This window comes from Actinoalloteichus sp. GBA129-24 (genome assembly GCF_001941645.1).
GTDB classification, from domain to species: domain Bacteria; phylum Actinomycetota; class Actinomycetes; order Mycobacteriales; family Pseudonocardiaceae; genus Actinoalloteichus_A; species Actinoalloteichus_A fjordicus.
Genome location: NZ_CP016077.1, coordinates 4,584,774 through 4,602,216, shown reverse-complemented (window position 1 = coordinate 4,602,216; position 17,443 = coordinate 4,584,774). Strand labels below are relative to the sequence as shown.

Annotated in this window: 15 protein-coding genes; 14 read left to right on the top strand and 1 reads right to left on the bottom strand. The window is 67.1% G+C overall.

The genetic code is table 11. From position 1 onward, the window contains the following. Positions 1-153 precede the first annotated feature (153 nt). From UA75_RS19750 to mnhG, 10 genes are all read left to right on the top strand, one after another. Positions 154-1,434 carry a TrkH family potassium uptake protein gene (locus UA75_RS19750; RefSeq protein WP_232237335.1) on the top strand — a complete coding sequence of 427 codons (1,281 nt, stop codon included), beginning with the start codon at positions 154-156 and terminating at the stop codon, positions 1,432-1,434. Continuing rightward, complete coding sequence (locus UA75_RS19745; RefSeq protein ID WP_075741513.1) at positions 1,427-2,095, top strand: potassium channel family protein; 669 nt, start codon at positions 1,427-1,429, stop codon at positions 2,093-2,095. The genes UA75_RS19750 and UA75_RS19745 overlap by 8 nt, the downstream gene beginning before the upstream one ends. A 445-nt stretch (positions 2,096-2,540) precedes the next feature. Then, on the top strand, positions 2,541-3,461 hold the full coding sequence (locus UA75_RS19740; RefSeq protein ID WP_075741512.1) for an ABC transporter ATP-binding protein: 921 nt from the start codon (positions 2,541-2,543) through the stop codon (positions 3,459-3,461). Next, the gene (locus tag UA75_RS19735) at positions 3,458-5,095 is read left to right on the top strand and encodes an ABC transporter permease (RefSeq protein ID WP_075741511.1); all 1,638 of its coding nucleotides are present in this window, start codon (positions 3,458-3,460) and stop codon (positions 5,093-5,095) included. The genes UA75_RS19740 and UA75_RS19735 overlap by 4 nt, the downstream gene beginning before the upstream one ends. An 800-nt stretch (positions 5,096-5,895) precedes the next feature. After that, positions 5,896-8,751 (top strand): DUF4040 family protein, encoded by a 2,856-nt coding sequence (locus UA75_RS19725; RefSeq protein WP_083683356.1) that lies wholly within the window; start codon positions 5,896-5,898, stop codon positions 8,749-8,751. Continuing rightward, positions 8,748-9,056, top strand: coding sequence for a sodium:proton antiporter (locus UA75_RS19720; RefSeq protein ID WP_075741509.1), 309 nt, complete (start codon positions 8,748-8,750; stop codon positions 9,054-9,056). The genes UA75_RS19725 and UA75_RS19720 overlap by 4 nt, the downstream gene beginning before the upstream one ends. Beyond that, the gene (locus UA75_RS19715; RefSeq protein WP_075741508.1) at positions 9,053-10,585 is read left to right on the top strand and encodes a monovalent cation/H+ antiporter subunit D family protein; all 1,533 of its coding nucleotides are present in this window, start codon (positions 9,053-9,055) and stop codon (positions 10,583-10,585) included. The genes UA75_RS19720 and UA75_RS19715 overlap by 4 nt, the downstream gene beginning before the upstream one ends. Then, positions 10,582-10,977, top strand: a complete 396-nt coding sequence (locus UA75_RS19710; RefSeq protein WP_075741507.1) for a Na+/H+ antiporter subunit E — start codon at positions 10,582-10,584, stop codon at positions 10,975-10,977. Before UA75_RS19715 ends, UA75_RS19710 begins: the two co-directional genes overlap by 4 nt. Next, a complete protein-coding gene (locus UA75_RS19705; protein ID WP_075741506.1) occupies positions 10,974-11,231 on the top strand; it encodes a monovalent cation/H+ antiporter complex subunit F in 258 nt (85 codons plus the stop codon). Before UA75_RS19710 ends, UA75_RS19705 begins: the two co-directional genes overlap by 4 nt. Further along, a complete protein-coding gene (gene mnhG, locus UA75_RS19700) occupies positions 11,228-11,605 on the top strand; it encodes a monovalent cation/H(+) antiporter subunit G (RefSeq protein ID WP_075741505.1) in 378 nt (125 codons plus the stop codon). The genes UA75_RS19705 and mnhG overlap by 4 nt, the downstream gene beginning before the upstream one ends. Positions 11,606-11,705: 100 nt before the next feature. Here the strand turns inward: mnhG and UA75_RS19695 are convergent, their stop codons facing one another. Beyond that, positions 11,706-12,623, bottom strand: a complete 918-nt coding sequence (locus UA75_RS19695) for an SDR family NAD(P)-dependent oxidoreductase (RefSeq protein WP_075741504.1) — start codon at positions 12,621-12,623, stop codon at positions 11,706-11,708. Positions 12,624-12,803: 180 nt separating this feature from the next. Between UA75_RS19695 and UA75_RS19690 the strand changes: the two genes are divergently transcribed. The 4 genes from UA75_RS19690 to UA75_RS19670 all read left to right on the top strand — a co-directional run bounded on the left by UA75_RS19690 (position 12,804) and on the right by UA75_RS19670 (position 17,429). Then, positions 12,804-13,601 carry a helix-turn-helix transcriptional regulator gene (locus UA75_RS19690; protein WP_075741503.1) on the top strand — a complete coding sequence of 266 codons (798 nt, stop codon included), beginning with the start codon at positions 12,804-12,806 and terminating at the stop codon, positions 13,599-13,601. 664 nt (positions 13,602-14,265) lie between these two features. Next, on the top strand, positions 14,266-14,523 hold the full coding sequence (locus UA75_RS34025) for a hypothetical protein (protein ID WP_198044183.1): 258 nt from the start codon (positions 14,266-14,268) through the stop codon (positions 14,521-14,523). Between the two features lie 70 nt (positions 14,524-14,593). Next, on the top strand, positions 14,594-15,298 hold the full coding sequence (locus UA75_RS19675; protein WP_075741500.1) for a competence protein CoiA family protein: 705 nt from the start codon (positions 14,594-14,596) through the stop codon (positions 15,296-15,298). Positions 15,299-16,262: 964 nt separating this feature from the next. Next, on the top strand, positions 16,263-17,429 hold the full coding sequence (locus UA75_RS19670; RefSeq protein WP_198044182.1) for a serine/threonine-protein kinase: 1,167 nt from the start codon (positions 16,263-16,265) through the stop codon (positions 17,427-17,429). Positions 17,430-17,443: the final 14 nt, after the last annotated feature.

Below are 17,443 nucleotides of genomic sequence, written 5' to 3'. Positions count from 1 at the left end.
CGCGAGACTCTCGCGGGGAGGCGTAGGGATGCGATGAGTCGGAGCGGCCCGCACGAGTCTGCGGACGCACGACCACGGTCATGGCGACGTCGCCTGCGGCGCCTCCTTCCCCCTGCTGGCAGGCCCGCCCGCGCGGTGGTCGCCGGGTTCGCGGTGGCCATCGGTATCGGCACGACGTTGCTCACCCTGCCGATCGCGGCCGCCAGTCGGGAGCCCACCGACGTCGTTCATGCCTTGTTCACCGCGACGTCGGCGGTCTCGATCACCGGCCTGGCAGTGGTGGACACGGGATCGCACTGGTCCACCTTCGGACAGGTCGTCATCCTGGTGCTCATTCAGGCAGGCGGGCTCGGCATCATGACCCTGGCCTCAATCCTCGGGCTGCTGGTGTCCCGCAGGCTCGGGCTCGGCATGGAGTTGACCGCCCAGCGCGAGACGCGGAGCCTTCAGCTCGGGGACGTGCGCAAAGTCGTCATCGGCGTGATCAGGCTCAGCCTCCTCTTCGAGGTGGTCATCGCCGTGGTCCTCGCCGCGAGGTTGCTGATCGCATATGACTATTCACCCGGTGACGCGGTGTACTCGGGGATCTTTCATTCGGTCGCGTCATTCAACAATGCCGGGTTCTCGCTCTACAGCGATAGCATGACGCGCTTCGTCGCCGACCCGTGGATCTCCCTGACGATCTCCCTCGCGGTGATCGCAGGCGGGTTGGGCTTCCCGGTTCTCTTCGAAGTGGGTCGCAGGCTCCGAGGCCCGCACCGATGGTCCATGCACGCCAAGATCACGTTGGGGGCGACGGCGCTGTTGCTGCTGATCGGCTTCGTGTTCATCACGGCTAGCGAGTGGCGTAACGCGAGCACGATGGGCGGGTTCGGCGTGCCCACCAAGCTGCTTGCGGGCTTCTTCGCAGCGGTGATGCCCCGATCCGGGGGCTTGAACAGTGTCGACGTCGGCGAGATGACGTCGGCGAGCCTGCTCGTGCAAGACGTGCTGATGTTCATCGGTGGCGGGAGCGCGAGTACGGCAGGGGGGATCAAGGTCACGACCTTCGCGTTGCTGGCCTTCGTGATCGCGGCCGAGATCAGGGGCGAACCCACGGTGCACCTGATGGGACGCAGGCTGGCGTCCAGCGTTCAGCGGCAGGCATTGACGATCGCGCTGTTGAGCGTGGCCCTGGTCATGGTCACCACCATCACGCTGTTGTCGATCACGCCGTTCAGCCTCGACGAGGTGCTGTTCGAATCGATCTCGGCAGTGGCGACGGTGGGCCTGTCCACCGGGATCACCGCGGATCTGCCACCCGTCGCACAGGTGCTGATGTCGGCACTGATGTTCATCGGCAGGCTCGGCCCCGTCACACTCGCGGCAGCGCTCGCGCTGCGGGATCGGCCGCGGCGCTACGAACTACCGGAGGAGCGACCCATCGTTGGCTAAGAAGGACAATGCGACCAATCGCGCAGTCGTCATCGGTCTCGGCAGGTTCGGGGGCTCCGTCGCCATGGAGTTGATGCGGCAGCGGACGGAGGTGCTCGCCATCGATTCGAATCCGAAGATCGTGGATCGATATGCCGATCGTGTCACCCATGCTGCTGTCGCCGACTCCACCGATGACGATGCGCTGCGCCAACTCGGTGTCCACCGGTTCCATCGAGCGGTCGTGGCGATCGGGACCGATCTCGAGGCGAGCATCCTCACGACGTCGCTGCTCGGGGACTTCGCCATTCCGAGCATCTGGGCCAAGGGGCTCTCCCGACAGCATGCCAGCATCTTGGAACGGGTGGGCGCGCACCATGTCGTGTTGCCGGAACATGACATGGGGGAGCGGGTCGCGCACCTGGTGATGGGTCGCATGCTGGACTACATCGAGTTCGAGGACGACTACGCGATGGTCAAGACGACCGCACCGGCCGAGGCGGTCGGTCGTACGCTCGGCGAGGCTCAGCTCCGTTCCAAGCACAAGATCACCGTGGTGAGCATCAAGCGTCGGGGCGAGGGCTTCAGCTACGCCACAGCAGAGACCGTGGTGCGTGCCGGTGATCTGCTCATCGTGGCGGGGAAGGCCGTCGACACCGAGCGGTTCGCCGAGCTGACGTGAGAGAGCTCGGTGGCTATGACACAGGCGGCTACCGCCGGGTCGTCGGCGGTGCGAGACGCTGCCGTTTCGGCGTTCTCCCCTGGTCTGGGTCGACGTCCCCGGGGACGCGGCGGGGCGCCGAGGCCGCGAACCGACAGGACGCCTCAGCCGATGGAACCGTCGCGAAACCGCTCACCCGGCGTGACAGTGGTCGGCCGTCGGTGTGTAGGGAGATGGGCTCCGTCCGCCGAGGACGTGCTCGAGGGCGGGATGGCCGGTGTCATCGCAGCCTCAACGATCATTCCTGTGGCGCGAGTCTCGGTCCACGAGGTGGGCTGTCTGCGGTTGACCATAGGGTCTGTCCAGGTCGGGGTGGACTGCCTGAAGATCAGGGGAGTACCGTTCCGCCTGGTGCGCCGGGAAGTCTGGTCGGCAACGTCTGAGCGTTGTCGTCGAGAGGAACCTCATGGCTGCTTCCCACGGTCCTGCCTGCTCTTCGGAGCCGCTCGCGATCGATGCACGGGGGCTGACCAAGCGTTTCGGGCGGACGACGGCGGTGGAGGACCTCTCGCTGACCGTCCGGCGCGGTGAGGTCTTCGGCTTTCTCGGGCCCAACGGCGCGGGCAAGTCGACGACGATCCGCCTCCTGCTCGGCCTGGTGCGTGCCTCGGCAGGCAGTGCGTCGTTGTTCGGTGACGACGTCCGGGATGTTCGTCGGGCCCATCGGCATGTGGCCTATGTGCCTGCCGACGTGGCGTTGTGGCCCTCGCTGACGGGTGCTGAGATCCTCCACCTGCTCGCACGGACCGGCCCCGAGGCAGACCTCGCCTATCGAGAGGTCCTGGTCGACCGGTTCGCTCTGGACCTGGACCGGGCGGCGGCGACGTACTCGACGGGCAACCGGCAGAAGGTCGCGCTCGTGGCCGCCTTCGCCACTCGGGCACCGCTGTTGATCCTCGACGAACCCACCAGCGGTCTCGATCCGCTGATGGACCGCGAGTTCCGTCGATGCGTGGTTGAGGCCAGAGACCGAGGCCAGACAGTGTTCCTGAGTTCCCATCTGCTCGACGAGGTCGAGGCACTCTGTGATCGGGTGGCGATTCTGCGGTCCGGTCGCCTGGCGGAGGTGGCTCGGATCGCGGAGCTGCGCAGGCTCCGACGTACGGAGGTCGAAGTCTCCTTCACGGGCGATCCGCCCGATTTGACACGGACGCCCGGTGTGCTCGAAACCCAGGTTCTCGGCGGCTCCCGACTGCGCTTCACCCTGTCCGGCGCCGCCGGTCCGGCGCTGCGCGCACTGGCATCGGCGGAGATCGAGACGATCGAGGTCCGAGAACCGACGCTGGAGGAGATCTTCCTCGACTACTACGGCGAGCGGGATCGATGACCTCGGCGGAGCGGACCGCACTGCGATCGACGTCGCGCCCGGTCCGGCGGCGGGCTCTTTGCGCCATCGCCGCGCTGCATCTCAAGCAGATTCGCCGCAGCGCGCTCGTGGTGCTGGGCGTCGTGGCAGGGCTCTCGGGGCTGGTGGCGGGCCAGTTCCATACCATGTTCGCCGGGGTGCTGGACGCCCAGGCGTTGGCAGCTTTGACGGAGAATCCGGCGATTCGAATCCTCTTCGGCGACCCGGTGGCACTGGATGATCCGGGCGGTTTCACCGTCTGGCGCACGGGCACGGTGTTCGCCGTGCTGGTCGGGGTCTGGGCGTGTGTGACTGCGACACATCTCACGCGGGGCGAGGAGGAGGCCGGGCATTCGGACCTGCTCCTGGCAGGGCAGACGACCCGGGTCGACCAAGTGGTCCTGTCGCTCACGGTACTTGTCGGGTGCCTTGCCGTCATCGGAACGGTCCTCGCGGGCACGCTCGTGTTCTCGGGCACGGCGGTGGTCGGCTCGGTGTTGTACGCGGCAGGCCTCGTCGGGGTCGGCGTCGGGTTCGCCTCAGCGGGCGCGCTGTGTGCGCAGATCCTTCCCACTCGTGTCGCCGCCTCCGGGCTGGGAGTCGGTCTGCTGACTGCGTCGATGATGGCCCGGATGGTCGCCGACGGAGCGGAGGAGCTGGATTGGCTGCGGTGGTTCACGCCGTTCGGCCTCGTCGGTGAACTCGGTCCCTACGCGCATGATCGACCCGCTCCGCTCCTCGTGTTGTTCCTGATGCCGGTGTTGCTCGCGGCGAGTGCGGTCGTCATTGCACGCATGCGCGACGCCGGTACGGGCCTGCTCCGGCTGACAGCCCGACGATCCCCCCGGATGATGTTCCTCGGGTCGCTCGCCGGGTTCGCGATCCGGCGGGTACTGCCCCCGATGACGGGCTGGACGGTCGGCTTGGCCGCCTTCGCCGGACTGATCGGGCTGCTTGCCGTCTCGATCACCGACTTCCTTGCAGGCAGTCCCCGCTTCACCGAGCTGGCCGCCGCAGCAGGCTTTGGTCTCCTGGATGCGACCACCGGCTATGCCGCGACGATGTTCACCCTGTTCGCGATTCCGGTGGGGTGTTTCGCCGCGACGCGCATCGCTGCCATGCGGCAGGACGAGCGCAGTGGACGTGCGGTTCCCCTGTTCGCCACCTCGACATCCCGAGAGCGACTCGTGGCCGTCGAGCTCGCCGTCACCCTGGCGTGCGTTCTGCTGCTGCTCGCCGTGGTGGGTCTCGCGATGTGGGCGGGCACCCGCATCGTCCAGGCACCGTTGGGAGTGGGTGAGGCGCTTGCCGGCGCACTCAACCTGGTGCCCGTCGCCCTGCTCTGCATCGGCGCGGCGACGGCGGCACTCGGGTGGCTTCCACGGGCGGTCCTCGTGGTCGGTTGTCTGCCTGCCGTCGGCGGCTTTCTGCTCGACGTCCTGGCGCAGAGCACGGGTGCCCCGGCGTGGGTGGGGGACCTCTCGCCGTTCGCGCACCTTGCCGCGGTACCCCACACTCCGCCGGATTGGACGGGCCTCGCCGTCTCCTCGGTGATCGCGCTCGTCCTCGCGGCCATCGGTACCGTCGGCCATGCGCGACGAGATCTCGGCGTCTGACTTCTCCTGTCCCGATGGCATCACCAGCACCGACGGTCTCTCGGCCGCCTGGAAGGGGCAGCCGGGACGTCCGGCCCCGGACCTGCATCGCCCACCTGTCGAGGAGAGTCGATGATCGATCCACGGCGCACACGAGGGCAGCGCACCGGGGCTTGACGTTCTCGCGAGCAGTGATACCGGTCTCACAGGTGCAGCGGTGTCGTCGTCGGTGCCGGTGACCTCGGACTCGGTCGAACGCTTCTCACCCGTGCGAGCGACCATCAGGTCATCCAGAAGGGGAGATCGTGCCAGCCAGGACTCCGGATGTCGTCTGATACGTTCTTGACGACTTCTACACTTCGTGAGGGGAGGGGCAGTGATCGAGAGCGTCGGTCGTCGGTGCGATGGCACCGGCCTGCCGGGCAGCCGCAGCACCCACCCTCTGGGGGGCGCGCTCGGGATGCCTGCTTTTCGGTCCTCGAGTCTGCGGCGGAGCCGCTTCGCCGAACCCCACAAACTGCCGGTCGACCACGGTCTTCCGCCGGGCACCAACGGCTACACCACGTCGTGGGGCACCAACGCCCACGGCGAACTGAGCGCGTGCCCGCCGGGATCTCGCTGATCTCAGTCCCGCAGTCGTCTTCCCCCTCCTCGTCTGGTTGATCGCGCGAGCGTCACCTGCTGCCAGGTATGTCTGCCGTGCGGTCCCTTCTCCCTCGTCGGTTCTCGGCGCCGTAGGCGCTGATACTCACGGCGGTGGGCCGTCGTCACCCGCACCCCCATGACGAAGACGTGGCGATGAATCGTGAAAGGACCATGGCGTGTTGCTGGTCGTGTTGGTGGTTGCGCTCGCTCTCACCACCCTGAGCACACCCTTGCTCAACCGCCTGCTCGGCCGTGCGGCAGGCTGGCCGATCGCGGCCGTCTTCGCGGCCCTGACAGTCGTCGTCGCAGTTCAGGGACGGCACGTCCTCGTCGAGGGCGGCACGCTCGAGTTCTCGCGCCCCTGGATGCCCGCGATCGGCGTGAACCTCGAACTGCGGATGGACGGCCTCGGCTGGCTTTTCTGCATGCTGGTGCTCGCGGTGGGCGCTCTGATCATCGCCTACTCGACGCGGTATTTCCCGCCCGGCAGGCGGGGTGGCTTCTACTTCCTGATGACGGCCTTCGCCACGGCGATGACCGGTCTGGTGCTGGCTGACGACCTGGTGCTGCTCTTCGTGTTCTGGGAGCTCACCACGATCTGCTCGTTCTACCTGATCGGCCTGTCCGGGCCGTCGGCGAATCGTCCTGCGGTGCGCACCTTCCTCGTCACCGCGCTGGGCGGGCTGGCGCTGCTGACCGCAGTCGTCCTGCTCATCGTCCGGACCGGGACCAGCAGCCTGAGCGCCGTCCTGGCCGACACGTCCTGGATGCAGGACACCGGCTTCGCGACCGTGGTCGCGTTGCTGGTGATGCTGGCGGTCTTCACCAAGTCGGCTCAGTTCCCCTTTCACTACTGGCTGCCCGACGCGATGGCGGCCAGCACCCCGGTCAGCGCCTATCTCCATGCCGCGACGATGGTCAAGGCCGGGGTGTATGTCGCGATGCGTTTCTCCGCGGCGTTCGGCGAATTCGGTGTGTGGAACCTCGGACTCATCTCGGTGGGTCTGGTCACCGCACTGATCGGTGCCGTCTTCGCGCTGCAGCGCCACGACCTCAAGGAGCTGGCGGCGTACTCGACCGTCAGCCAGCTCGGCTTCCTCATCATGGTGATCGGCATCGGTACTCCTGCGGCGCTGATCGCAGCGGCCGTGCACACCGTGGCACATGCCTTGTTCAAGTCGGCGCTGTTCATGACGGTCGGCATCATCGACCGTCAAGCCGGTACCCGAGACATCCGAAGACTCAGCGGTCTGCGTGCCGCCATGCCCGTCACCGCGACTGTGGCAGGCCTGGCCGCGTTGTCGATGGCGGGGATACCGCCCTTCCTCGGCTTCGTGAGCAAGGAGAGCCTGTTCGACGCGCTGCTGGAAGCACCGGGGCCTGCCTGGGCGGGCCCGGCCGTGGGCGTCGGAGCGGTGATCGCGGCGGCGTTCACCTTCGCCTACGCGTTCCGCTTCGTCGTCGGAGTGTTTGGCGGCCCGCCGAACGAGCCATCGCCTCGCGAGGCCGGTGTCTGGTTTCTCGCCGCGCCTGCCGTGGCCGTCGTCGGCGGTCTACTCCTCGGTCTGGGCGCTCCGTGGCTTAATCCGCTGGCGGACCGGGTAGCGGTCGACGCCGCACCCGGAAGCGGGTACGCCGACCTGAGTCTGTGGCATGGCTTCAACGCGGCGTTGTGGATGTCGGCCGCCGCCATCGGCCTGGGCGCGCTCCTCACCTGGCGGTCGGCCTCCGGTGAAGCCCTGGCGGGCCGCCGGTTCTTCCCCGCCTCGGGCACGGCGGTCTTCGAGCTGCTGTACCGAGGCGTGATCGCGCTGGGCGTCCGGGTGGGAGATCTCACCCGCAGCGACTCGCCAGCGCGACACCTGGCGGTGCCGATCGTGCTGATCGGTGGTCTCACCGCCGTCGTCGCCGCCGCGAACCTCGACTTCGGATCTTTCACCGCACCCACGTCACGGACGCTGGACTGGTTCCTGGTGGTGCTGGTGGTCGCCGCAGTCCTCTCCGCGACCATCACCCGTTCGCGGCTGGCGGGCCTGGTCCTGGTGGGCGTGGCCGGTTTCACGGTGGCACTGTGGTTCCTGTTCCTCGGGGCGTTCGACGTCGCGCTGACGCAGGTGCTGGTGGAGATCCTCACCGTCGTCGTCGCGGTGCTCGTCCTGCGGCGGCTGCCCCGGAGATTCCATCGCGCGACCCGGCGAAGGACGGTGCTGACCGCCGGAATCGCCATCGGGGCCGGACTCAGCGCGGGCCTGGCCGCCTATCTGATGACCGGTCGCCGGGAGCTCTCACAGGCTGCGGAGTACTTCCTCTCCCAGGTCGAAGACGACACCGGCGGCACCAACGTCGTCAACACGATCCTGGTCGACTACCGGGCGATGGACACGATGGGCGAGCTCACGGTCCTCGGCGTCGCAGGCCTGGTGATCATCTCAGTGCTGAACTCCAGCGGTCTGATCTCCGGCGGCGGAGAACGACAAGCGAAGGTCCCTCCGAGCAGTGCGGTCTGGAACGCCGACGACAACACCGTCATCGTGCGGACCGTGGCGCGGTGGCTGATGCCGCTGCTGGTGCTCTGGTCGCTCTACCTGCTCCTGCGGGGGCATCACGAGCCCGGCGGCGGCTTCATCGCCGGGCTGGTCGGAGGGGCGGGGTTCGCGCTGGTCTATCTGACGGCTGCGAGTGAATCGGCCGCCCGTATCCGACTCTCGTCGCCGGGGCTCATCGCAGGCGGGATCGTCGTGGCGGCAGGCTCCGGGCTGCTGGGCTACTTCGACGGCTCCTTCCTGCGGCCACTGCATGCCGACATCGGGATGCCCTGGGGCGACTTCCACTTCACCACCGCCCTGGTCTTCGACGTCGGCGTCTATCTCGCGGTCATCGGTGTGCTGCTCACGGCGCTGAACCATCTGGGACTGCGGCAGCCGCAGACGGCGGGAGTCCGCTCCGGCTCGCGGGGCCGCACCGGTTCCCGAGGGCGGCGCGCCGCGACAGGTCGGCCGTCGAACGGTCCCGCGACTGGAGGTTCCCGATGACGCTCGCGATCACGATCGGCGCCTTGATCGCCGGTGCGGTCTTCCTGATGCTGCAACGCGGCATGGTCCGCATCGTGCTGGGCTTCGTGCTTCTCGGACACGGGGTGAACCTGTTGCTGATGTCGGCAGGCGGCACGTCTCGGCGTGACCAGCCGCTGCTGTCCTTCGGCTCGCCGGAGGCTGCGGCGGATCCGCTCCCACAGGCATTCGTGTTGACCGCGATCGTGATCGCCTTCTCGATCACGATCTACATGCTGACTCTCGCCGCCACCGGCAGCGACGACGACACCGAGGACGCCTCATGAACGCCGCGCTGCTGCCGCTCGTCGTGATGGTGCCGCTGATCAGCGCCGCCCTGCTCGCCGTCGTGTCCGGCCCTCGGTGGCTGCGCAGGGTCCTGCTGCTTGCACCCAACCTCGGCGCGCTGGTGGCCGGTGCCCTGCTGATCCAGGCCACGGGCGACGGCTCGGTCTACGCGCACAACATCGGGCTCTGGCAGGACGGGATCGCGATCCCGTTCGTCGTCGACGTGTTCAGCGCCCTGATGGTGACGACCACCGCGCTGCTCACCGTGACCTGTTCCGCGTTCGCCGTCGCCACCGGTGAGGACCGGGCCCGATTCTTCGGACCGCTCGTCCTGGTGCTCTCGGCGGGGGTGTACGGGGCGCTGATGACCGGTGACCTGTTCAACCTGTTCGTCTTCATCGAGGTCATGCTGCTGCCCTCCTACGGCCTGCTGGCGATGGCCGGAGCGCTGCGCAGCCTGCGGGGTGGACGGATCTACGTCACGGTCAATCTGCTCACCTCCACGATCTTCCTGGCAGGCGTCGCCCTGGTGTACGGCGTGGCGGGCACGGTGCACCTGGGCGAACTCATCGGGGCGGCCCGAGAGTCGCCGCTGGTGGCGTCGGCGATGGCGGTGGTCCTGCTCGCCCTGTCGATCAAGGCGGCGGTGGTGCCGGTGCACGGCTGGCTGGCCCGCACCTATCCCGCGACCTCGCCTGCGGTGACCGCCTTGTTCTCCGGGCTGCACACCAAGGTCGCGATCTACGCGATCTACCGTCTGTACGCCCTGCTCTTCGAAGGCGATGCCACTTACCTGTGGATCGGCCTGGTCGCCTTCACCGCGACCATGCTCATCGGCGTGCTGGGCGCGGTGGGCGAGAACACCACCCGATCCATCCTGGTCTTCCACATGATCAGCCAGATCGGCTACATCCTGCTCGGCGTCGCGCTGTTCACTCCGCTGGGACTGATGGCCGGAATCTTCTACCTGATCCATCACATGATCGTGAAGGCGTCGTTGTTCCTGTCCACTGGAGCGATCGAGGACGCCTACGGGACGAACCGGTTGGACCGTCTGGGCGGGATCGCGCGCCGTGAGCCGCTGCTGGCACTGGTGTTCATGGGAGCCGCGCTGTCCCTGGCAGGACTGCCGCCGTTCTCCGGGTTCGTCGCCAAGCTCACCCTGGTCAGCGCCACGATCGAGGACGGACAGTGGATCGTCGCCGCCGTCGCGGTGGCGGTCAGCCTGATCACCCTGATGTCGATGCTCAAGATCTGGGGCGGGCCGTTCTGGGGCGCGGAGCCCGACTCGGACGGCGGGTCGGGTCGAGAAGTCCAGAGCAGTCCGTCGACGGGAGGGGTGTCGGCCCCGGCTCGACCGACCCTCCGGCCGAAGGTGCGGCCCGCGGTTCTACTCCCGGCGCTGGTACTCACCACCGCCACGCTCTGCATCGGGCTGGGTGGTCAGGTCCTGCTCGATCTCAGTGCTCAGGCGGCGTCCGGACTGCTGGACCCCGCCGCCTATCTCGAGGCGGTGACGAACCGATGACCTCACAGCTGCGATGGCTGACCCGCCTGCTGCGGTTTCCCTTCTACTACGCGCTCGAGGTCGTCAAGTCCTCGACCACCGTCGCACTCGACATCCTCACACCGGGCAGCCGGGCGACGCCCGCCTTCGTGGAAGTCCGACTGCGATGTACCACTGATCTGGAGATCACGATGCTGGCCAACATGATCTCCCTGACACCGGGGACCGTGACGGTCGCCACCCGCAGGCGTCCCGCGACACTCTGGGTGCACGGGATGTACGTCGACGACCGCGAGTCCTTCCGGGAGGAGCTGTACGCGATGGAGGACCGTCTCCTGGCGGTGACCCGCCGCAACGGTGCGCCCGACCGCCTTCCCGCGTCCCGGCGAACCACGAGCGGGGGACCGGCATGACCGTCATCGACATCGGCCTCGGCGCAGTCGTCCTGGCCATGATCATCGCCACCTACCGCATCCTCCGTGGTCCTTCGAGCGCCGACCGCGCGGCAGGCGCCGACGTCATCTTCTTCGGTTTCGTCGGCCTGGTCGCTCTCCTCGGTCTGCGGTTGGAGACCGAACTGGTGATCGACATCGTCCTGGCCTGCACACTCGTCGGATTCCTCGCCGCCTTGTCACTGGCGCGTCTGATCGCGGGAGGCAAACGATGAGCCCGATCCTGGACGTTCTCGGTGTCATCTCCATGGTTCTCGGCGGGGTCGTCTTCGCCGTGGGCGCCTTCGGGCTGCTGCGCCTCCCCGACTTCTACTCTCGCCTGAGCGGGGTCAGCATCGCGGCCGGTCTCGGCACCGCCCTGCTTCTGCTAGGACTACTCCTGCACTTCCCGACTCTGGAGAACGCGCTGAAACTCGGGCTCGCCCTGCTCATCCAGCTCGCCACCGCAGCCGTGGGCGGCAACGCGATGGCCAGGGCCGGGTATCTCGCCGGCACCCCGGCGACCCCGAGAACCAGATACGACGACCTGGCGGTCGGTACGACGGATGGTCCGAAGCCTGCGCCCGACGATTCCCGAGGAGCTGACTGAGAACGGGACTTCGGCACCGTGGTCAGCGTTGATCGAAGGCCGGGCAGACAGAAGACAGGGGAAGGAGGAGCCGCGACATGGCGGGGGCTCCTTTTACGGTTCAGGCCTGCTGTTCCAGCCACTCCCACAGTGTCTGTTCTCGGTCGGAGTCGTATGATTCGCCGGACGATTTCATGGGTCGGGTGCGGTGGATGTAGGAGCCGGTAGGGGCTTTGATGGCTCCGAGGATCACGTCGGCGAGCTTGTGGCCTGCGACCTGTGGGGTGTCCACGAGTGGGGTGGCTGCCAGTGGCGGGATCAGCCGGCTCATCACCCATGGGAAAGCGCCGCCTGCTTCTCGCGCCAGCCCGGTTCCCATGACGAGGCTGGGGTTGTAAGAGAGGATCTCCACTTCCGGCGGGAGTCGGCGGGCCCATTCGTGGACGAGGTAGATGCCGCCGAGCTTGCTCGTGGTGTAGGCGCGGCGGCCGGCTCGGACGCGTGCGGGGTTCTTGAACGCGCCGGGCTTGGAGACCGTCTCGGGGCCTGGCCAGTGTGGTCGCGGCATGATGCCGCCAGTGTGTCGGATGTCGCCGAAGTGGGCGTCGCTGACGGTGACGACGATGCGTGCGGGAGCGTGGAGGTGTGGGTGCAGCCGACGCAGCAGCAAGTGGGTCGCCAGCACGTTGACGGCAAAGGTCCTCTCGTACCCGTCCACGGTTGAGTGCAACGCATTGTCGAGGTGGACGCCTGCGTTGCAGGCGATTCCACTCAGCGGTGGGAGTTCGCCCGCGTCGAGCATGTCCTCGACCTGCGCGGACGCCGCGGCGATACTCGCCTTGCTCGCGAGATTCGTGTCGATCACGGTGACATGTGGGGATATCGCACGCAGGCCGGGGAGCACCTCGGCGCCTGAACCTGCCCGTGTAAGGACCACCAGCCGTGTCTCGGGACTGCGCCGAAGAATGTCGCGGGCGGCTTCCAATCCGATTCCTCGGGTCGCACCGGTCATGACCAGGGTTCGAGTCGTTGTGTCCATTCGTGCGCTCCTTAAGCTGAGGGTGATCAGGCCGGTGTATGGCGACGGGGCGCGTGGTTCCTCCGTCGTCACCGACTGTGCGGGAGCCTTCGCGGGCGAGGGAGATCCCGTCGAGCCTGGTACCGGCAGGACCACGCACGCGACCCGGCGTCACCGTCAGGGCAAGGGACAATAGACACCATGGTGAAGGGTGAGGGGTCGGATCTGGGCGAGTATCTGCGTCATCGCCGCGCCGAGATGACGCCCCCCAACCGTCCAGGCATCACCGCCATGTCTCACCGGCGCGTCCCTGGCCTACGGCGACAAGAACTCGCAGACATCGCAGGATTGTCCGTTGACTACTACACCCGTCTGGAGCAAGGGCGTGCGACGCGGCCCTCACGCGAAGTCCTCACCGCCTTGGCACGGGCCTTCCACCTCTCGAACGCTGAACGGGATCACCTCTTCCGCCTCGCAGGTGAGCTGGCGCCGCTCCCGAAGGCACCTGATCGTGAAATCCGTCCCGGTATTCTTCGTCTGCTGCGCAGCCTTGAAGGTGTCATGCCCGCCACCGTTCACGACGGGCGTCTTGACGTGCTCGCACACAATGCTGATGCGGCACAACTGCTGGGACCATTGTGGGGTGATGGGCCGTACGGTCGAAACATCGTCTATCAAGGCTTCACCGCTCCGGAACTGGGCGAGTTGCTCGATGAAGAGGGTGCTGATCAGTTCGCCCGGGTGGCGGTCGCCGAACTTCGCATAGCGATCAGCCGATACCCGGGGGATGAGTACCTGCATTCTCTGTTCCAGGAACTCTTTGCCTGCAGTGCTGCTTTTCGCACCCGATGGGAGCATGGCGAGATCGGAGCATGGCGATCCGCCTTCAAGCGACTACGGCACCCCTCCCACGGGTGGATGAGCCTCGACACCGAGATGCTCCACGACCCCGAACCCGACCACTGGCTCATGCTCTACACGCCTCGTGATCCTTCGTAACCTCGCCACAGCACGCCGCTGGGCCGGTACTTTCGATGACGTCGTCGACCATCGTGATCTCACCGAGGCCCTGCCTGTCTCGCCGACCGCCGAGCATCGTGCGGCCTGGGTCGCCGACTGGTGGGGCCGACACCTCGAACCGGGCCAGGGCTGGCGGCCGGAGTCGGTGCTCGTCGATGAGGGGGACTCGCAGTGCCGTGAGGTGCCCTGCTTCCTCGTCGAGCTGTTCGGTGCATCGGCGGGCCTGTGTGACCTCGCGTCTTCACCGTCAGCGGTCGGCGGTGTTCCGTTCCTGTCCGTTCGGCCGAAGCTGTCACAGCGTAGCCGGCTTGCTGAGCCGTAGCGGCCAACTGCCGGGCGGCGGCCCTGAAGCGGGGCCGCCTGCGCCGCTGGGGCCGCGTAGGGGGCCGTTCCGCAGTCTGCCCGACCGGCGACCGGATGCCAGCTCCTCAGCGCCACCTTGCACGAAGTTCCTCGCTTCCCGGCGCGAAAGGCCGGTTCGGTGGACAGTTCCTCGCGAACTAGTCACAAGACCGCATTGATCCTTGAACTGGCAGAACGGGCCAGCAGAAGTGGCTTTCACCGACGACGAACTCCCGTCACAGGATGACCGGGCCGGGTGGCCGCTGTTGTTGCGGAAACGGTTCGCCGCCGCGTTCGCGACGTGGACCCGCGACGAGTGGGGGCCGTGTTCGCGGATGCCGATGCGTGCGTCACCCCGGTACTGACCTTCGCCGAGGCGCCCGCCCACCCGCATGCGGTCGCACGTGGCGGGTTCGTCGAGGTGGACGGCGTGGTGCATCCTGCTCCCGCGCCTCGGTTCTCGCGCAGCAGGGTCGACGTCGCGGCCTCGCCGACTCCGGCGGAGTCGCAGGCGCACGGGATCCTCGCCGACTGGTGGGCCGGCCCAGAGCCTCGGTGATCGTCCCGACGGTCGCCGAGGCCTGCGCTCCTACTGCTTGCGCGGTGTCGATGCCCCATCGCGAACGAAGGTGCCGCTGCTGGCCCGTGGCCGGATCGGCGGCTTCGTGCGGCCGCACTTTGCTCACCCGGCGGGCATCGCTTCGCGTGGCGGCCACCACGGTGAAAGCGTCTGGCACGTCAACGCGAAACACCGGCGCGCCCGCTGGGCCCGGTCGCTGCACAACGTTACGGAGGTGCTGCCGGAGCAGTTGGTCGGGCACCGTGTCCGTCGTGCGGACGTCCACGTGGTGCTGGCCGATGGTGCTTGTGTGGTGCTGGAGGTGCAGCGAGGGCTGATCACTAATGGGCTACGGCTGGCCCGGCACCGGGACTATGCTGCCGCTGGCGTGCGAGACGTGTGGTGCATGCGCTCGGGCACTCGGATTCCGCACGTCTTGGTTGCCGAGGGCATCCCGGTTCGGACGCTCTATCGCGAGGGTGCGGCCGGAACCAGGCTCGGAGCAGCCCACGTGCGCAGCCGCCAGTGGCGGACGAAGGAGCTGCGCCTGTTCGAGCTGCATCATCCGCCCTACGCTGGCGACCCGCTGATCGACGAAGGCTTCCCTCTCTCCGGCCTCGGTCTCGATGCCGTCGGCGTGACGTTTCCATCCACAAGCACTGTGCACAACGACAGCGTCGTCTGCCGTCGTAGTCCCTACGACGGTTCGCTCCAGTTGGGTATCCAGCGGCTGGCGGGCGGTGGGTCTACCGCGTCGGCCGGAGTGCCCGTCTGATCGGGCGTCGGGCGGTGAGCGGCGGAGGTTGTCTGACCGGGGACGGGCTGGCCGAATGTCCGGTCACGGCGCTCCCCCAGGCCCCGATCTGACCACGTGCTGAAGGCGTCTCCTGCCACTTTTCCGCCCCAACCGCACCGGATACCGGGGCAGGAGTGAACACAGGATCGTTACCGTCTAGCGACCTAGTGGGCATCGCTGGTGCGACCCCGTATCGCATCCGTCAGGCGGATCCTCCCACAATCCTCCCAAAACCGGTCGCAAGCCGCCGAGCGGACCACAGTGGACGGAGCGGAAAGAGCGACATCAGAATGCAAAAAACCCCGCTGACCTCGCTTTTTCCTGATTCGGCTGGGCGTCGCGACCGTCGGGACGACAGGATCTGAAACTGCGACCCCTTGACCCCCAGTGGCGTCGAATTGCGCCGGTGACCTGCGGAAATGGAGATATCGCAGGTCCGGTGGGTGCAGTTGGCGACGGTTGAGGGCGTTCGATTGTGGTCGTGGTCGATCCGATCCTCCCGGAATCCTCCCGCTTGTGGGCATTCTGGCTGTTCAACGGCCTTCGGGCCCATGCCGTTCGCCATCCCGCGTGTGCGTTCTCGCTGGGCAGTGCAGCTTCCGCCTGATGAACCGAACGTGGACAAGGCCTTCGATATCGACCATCTTCGCCGCTGAGCACGTCGTCGGAGCACGATTGGCGGCATCGCCCGCTCGCGGTGCCGAACTCTTCGGCTGGCTCAGTCGTCACCGCAGGTCATCGAATGCTCATTGTCCTGGCGGACGGTTACCGCCTGCTTGTTGTCTGCCACGAACGTCACTCCTCGACCACTGTGTTTTCGTCGCCTTTGCCACCGCACTGTCCTGCTTCACGAGGATTGCCAAAATCCCTATGTAGGACGTGGTCCAGTGCCCCTTCACCGAGTAAGGTGTAGTCCTCGGAGCTAGAGTGCGGGCAATAACGCGTGGATTTGAGGGGCGACAGGTCGGCCATGAGTGGTACTCCCGCGCTGATTGGCCGCTATGTGGTGGAGCGCGAGCTTGGCTCCGGTGGCATGGGCGAGGTGTACCTCGCTTACTCGCCTGCCGGCGATCCCGTTGCGGTGAAGCTCATCCGCAGGGACCGGTTGGATCCGGTCACGCGCGCGCGGTTCGAGAAGGAAGCCCTGATCGCTCGGACCGTGGTCGGGACGAACCGGGTGGCGAGGTTCCTCGATGCGGATCCCTACGCGGATCGACCCTGGCTGGCGATGGAGTACGTGCCGGGAAGCACCTTGTTCGTTCATGTCGAAGCTCACGGCCCACTGCCTGCGCCGCTTGTCCTCAGTCTCGGTGCGTTACTCGCCGAGGGCCTGGCGGCCGTACATGCCACCGGACTTCTGCATCGGGACGTCAAGCCACAGAACGTGATCATGGGTGACTACGGTCCGACGCTGATCGACTTTGGTCTCGGTGCCTTCCTCGATGCGGCGAAGGACACCTTGTCACACAGTGGAATGATCATCGGCACAGTGCGTTGTATGCCGCCGGAGCAGGCGATGGGGCGTCCGCAGGTCACACCGGCCGCAGACGTGTACGGGCTGGGGACCGTTCTGCTGCACGCGGCGACAGGACACTATCCCTACGAGGGTGGACGATGGGAGGCGATCGTCGGACAGGTCGCCGACCCTCGTCAGCTTCCCGACCTGGGCGGCCTCCCAGACGCTCTGCTCCCCTTGCTCTCGTCGATGCTCGCGCACGATCCCGTCGATCGTCCGTCTCTCACGGCGGTGACAGCCGCGTGCACGACGCTGATGTACGACGGCGATCTGTCGCCTGTGGAAGCCCGTCGAGCGTTGATCGACCGTACGGTCGCCCACTCGTCGGTGACAGCGGCACCGGCTGCTCCACCGTCCTCGTTGCTGGATCGGCTCGAAGCACAGGTCGTGCCCCTCAACGGTGAGACAGGGCTGGACAGTCCTCTCGACAGCCCGCCCGAGGCATCCGAAGAAGGTGCGCGGCACGAGGTTTCCAGCGAGGTCGAACAGGCCGCCGTACCGGCCCCCGCAGGTGCGCGGGGCGGGCGGGTGCCCGCTTCACAGCGAGTTGCCGAGGAGCTGCGGAAGCACTATACGACGCAACCTGGCTTATAGCCGATTCTGCACAG

Excerpts from the sequence above, each read along its gene's own strand:
- UA75_RS19740 (WP_075741512.1), top strand. The coding sequence starts at position 2,541 with ATGGCTGCTTCCCACGGTCCTGCCTGCTCTTCGGAGCCGCTCGCGATC.
- UA75_RS19735 (WP_075741511.1), top strand. The coding sequence starts at position 3,458 with ATGACCTCGGCGGAGCGGACCGCACTGCGATCGACGTCGCGCCCGGTC.
- UA75_RS19720 (WP_075741509.1), top strand. The coding sequence starts at position 8,748 with ATGACGCTCGCGATCACGATCGGCGCCTTGATCGCCGGTGCGGTCTTC.
- UA75_RS19715 (WP_075741508.1), top strand. The coding sequence starts at position 9,053 with ATGAACGCCGCGCTGCTGCCGCTCGTCGTGATGGTGCCGCTGATCAGC.
- UA75_RS19710 (WP_075741507.1), top strand. The coding sequence starts at position 10,582 with ATGACCTCACAGCTGCGATGGCTGACCCGCCTGCTGCGGTTTCCCTTC.
- UA75_RS19705 (WP_075741506.1), top strand. The coding sequence starts at position 10,974 with ATGACCGTCATCGACATCGGCCTCGGCGCAGTCGTCCTGGCCATGATC.
- mnhG (WP_075741505.1), top strand. The coding sequence starts at position 11,228 with ATGAGCCCGATCCTGGACGTTCTCGGTGTCATCTCCATGGTTCTCGGC.
- UA75_RS19695 (WP_075741504.1), bottom strand. The coding sequence starts at position 12,623 with ATGGACACAACGACTCGAACCCTGGTCATGACCGGTGCGACCCGAGGA.
- UA75_RS19690 (WP_075741503.1), top strand. The coding sequence starts at position 12,804 with ATGGTGAAGGGTGAGGGGTCGGATCTGGGCGAGTATCTGCGTCATCGC.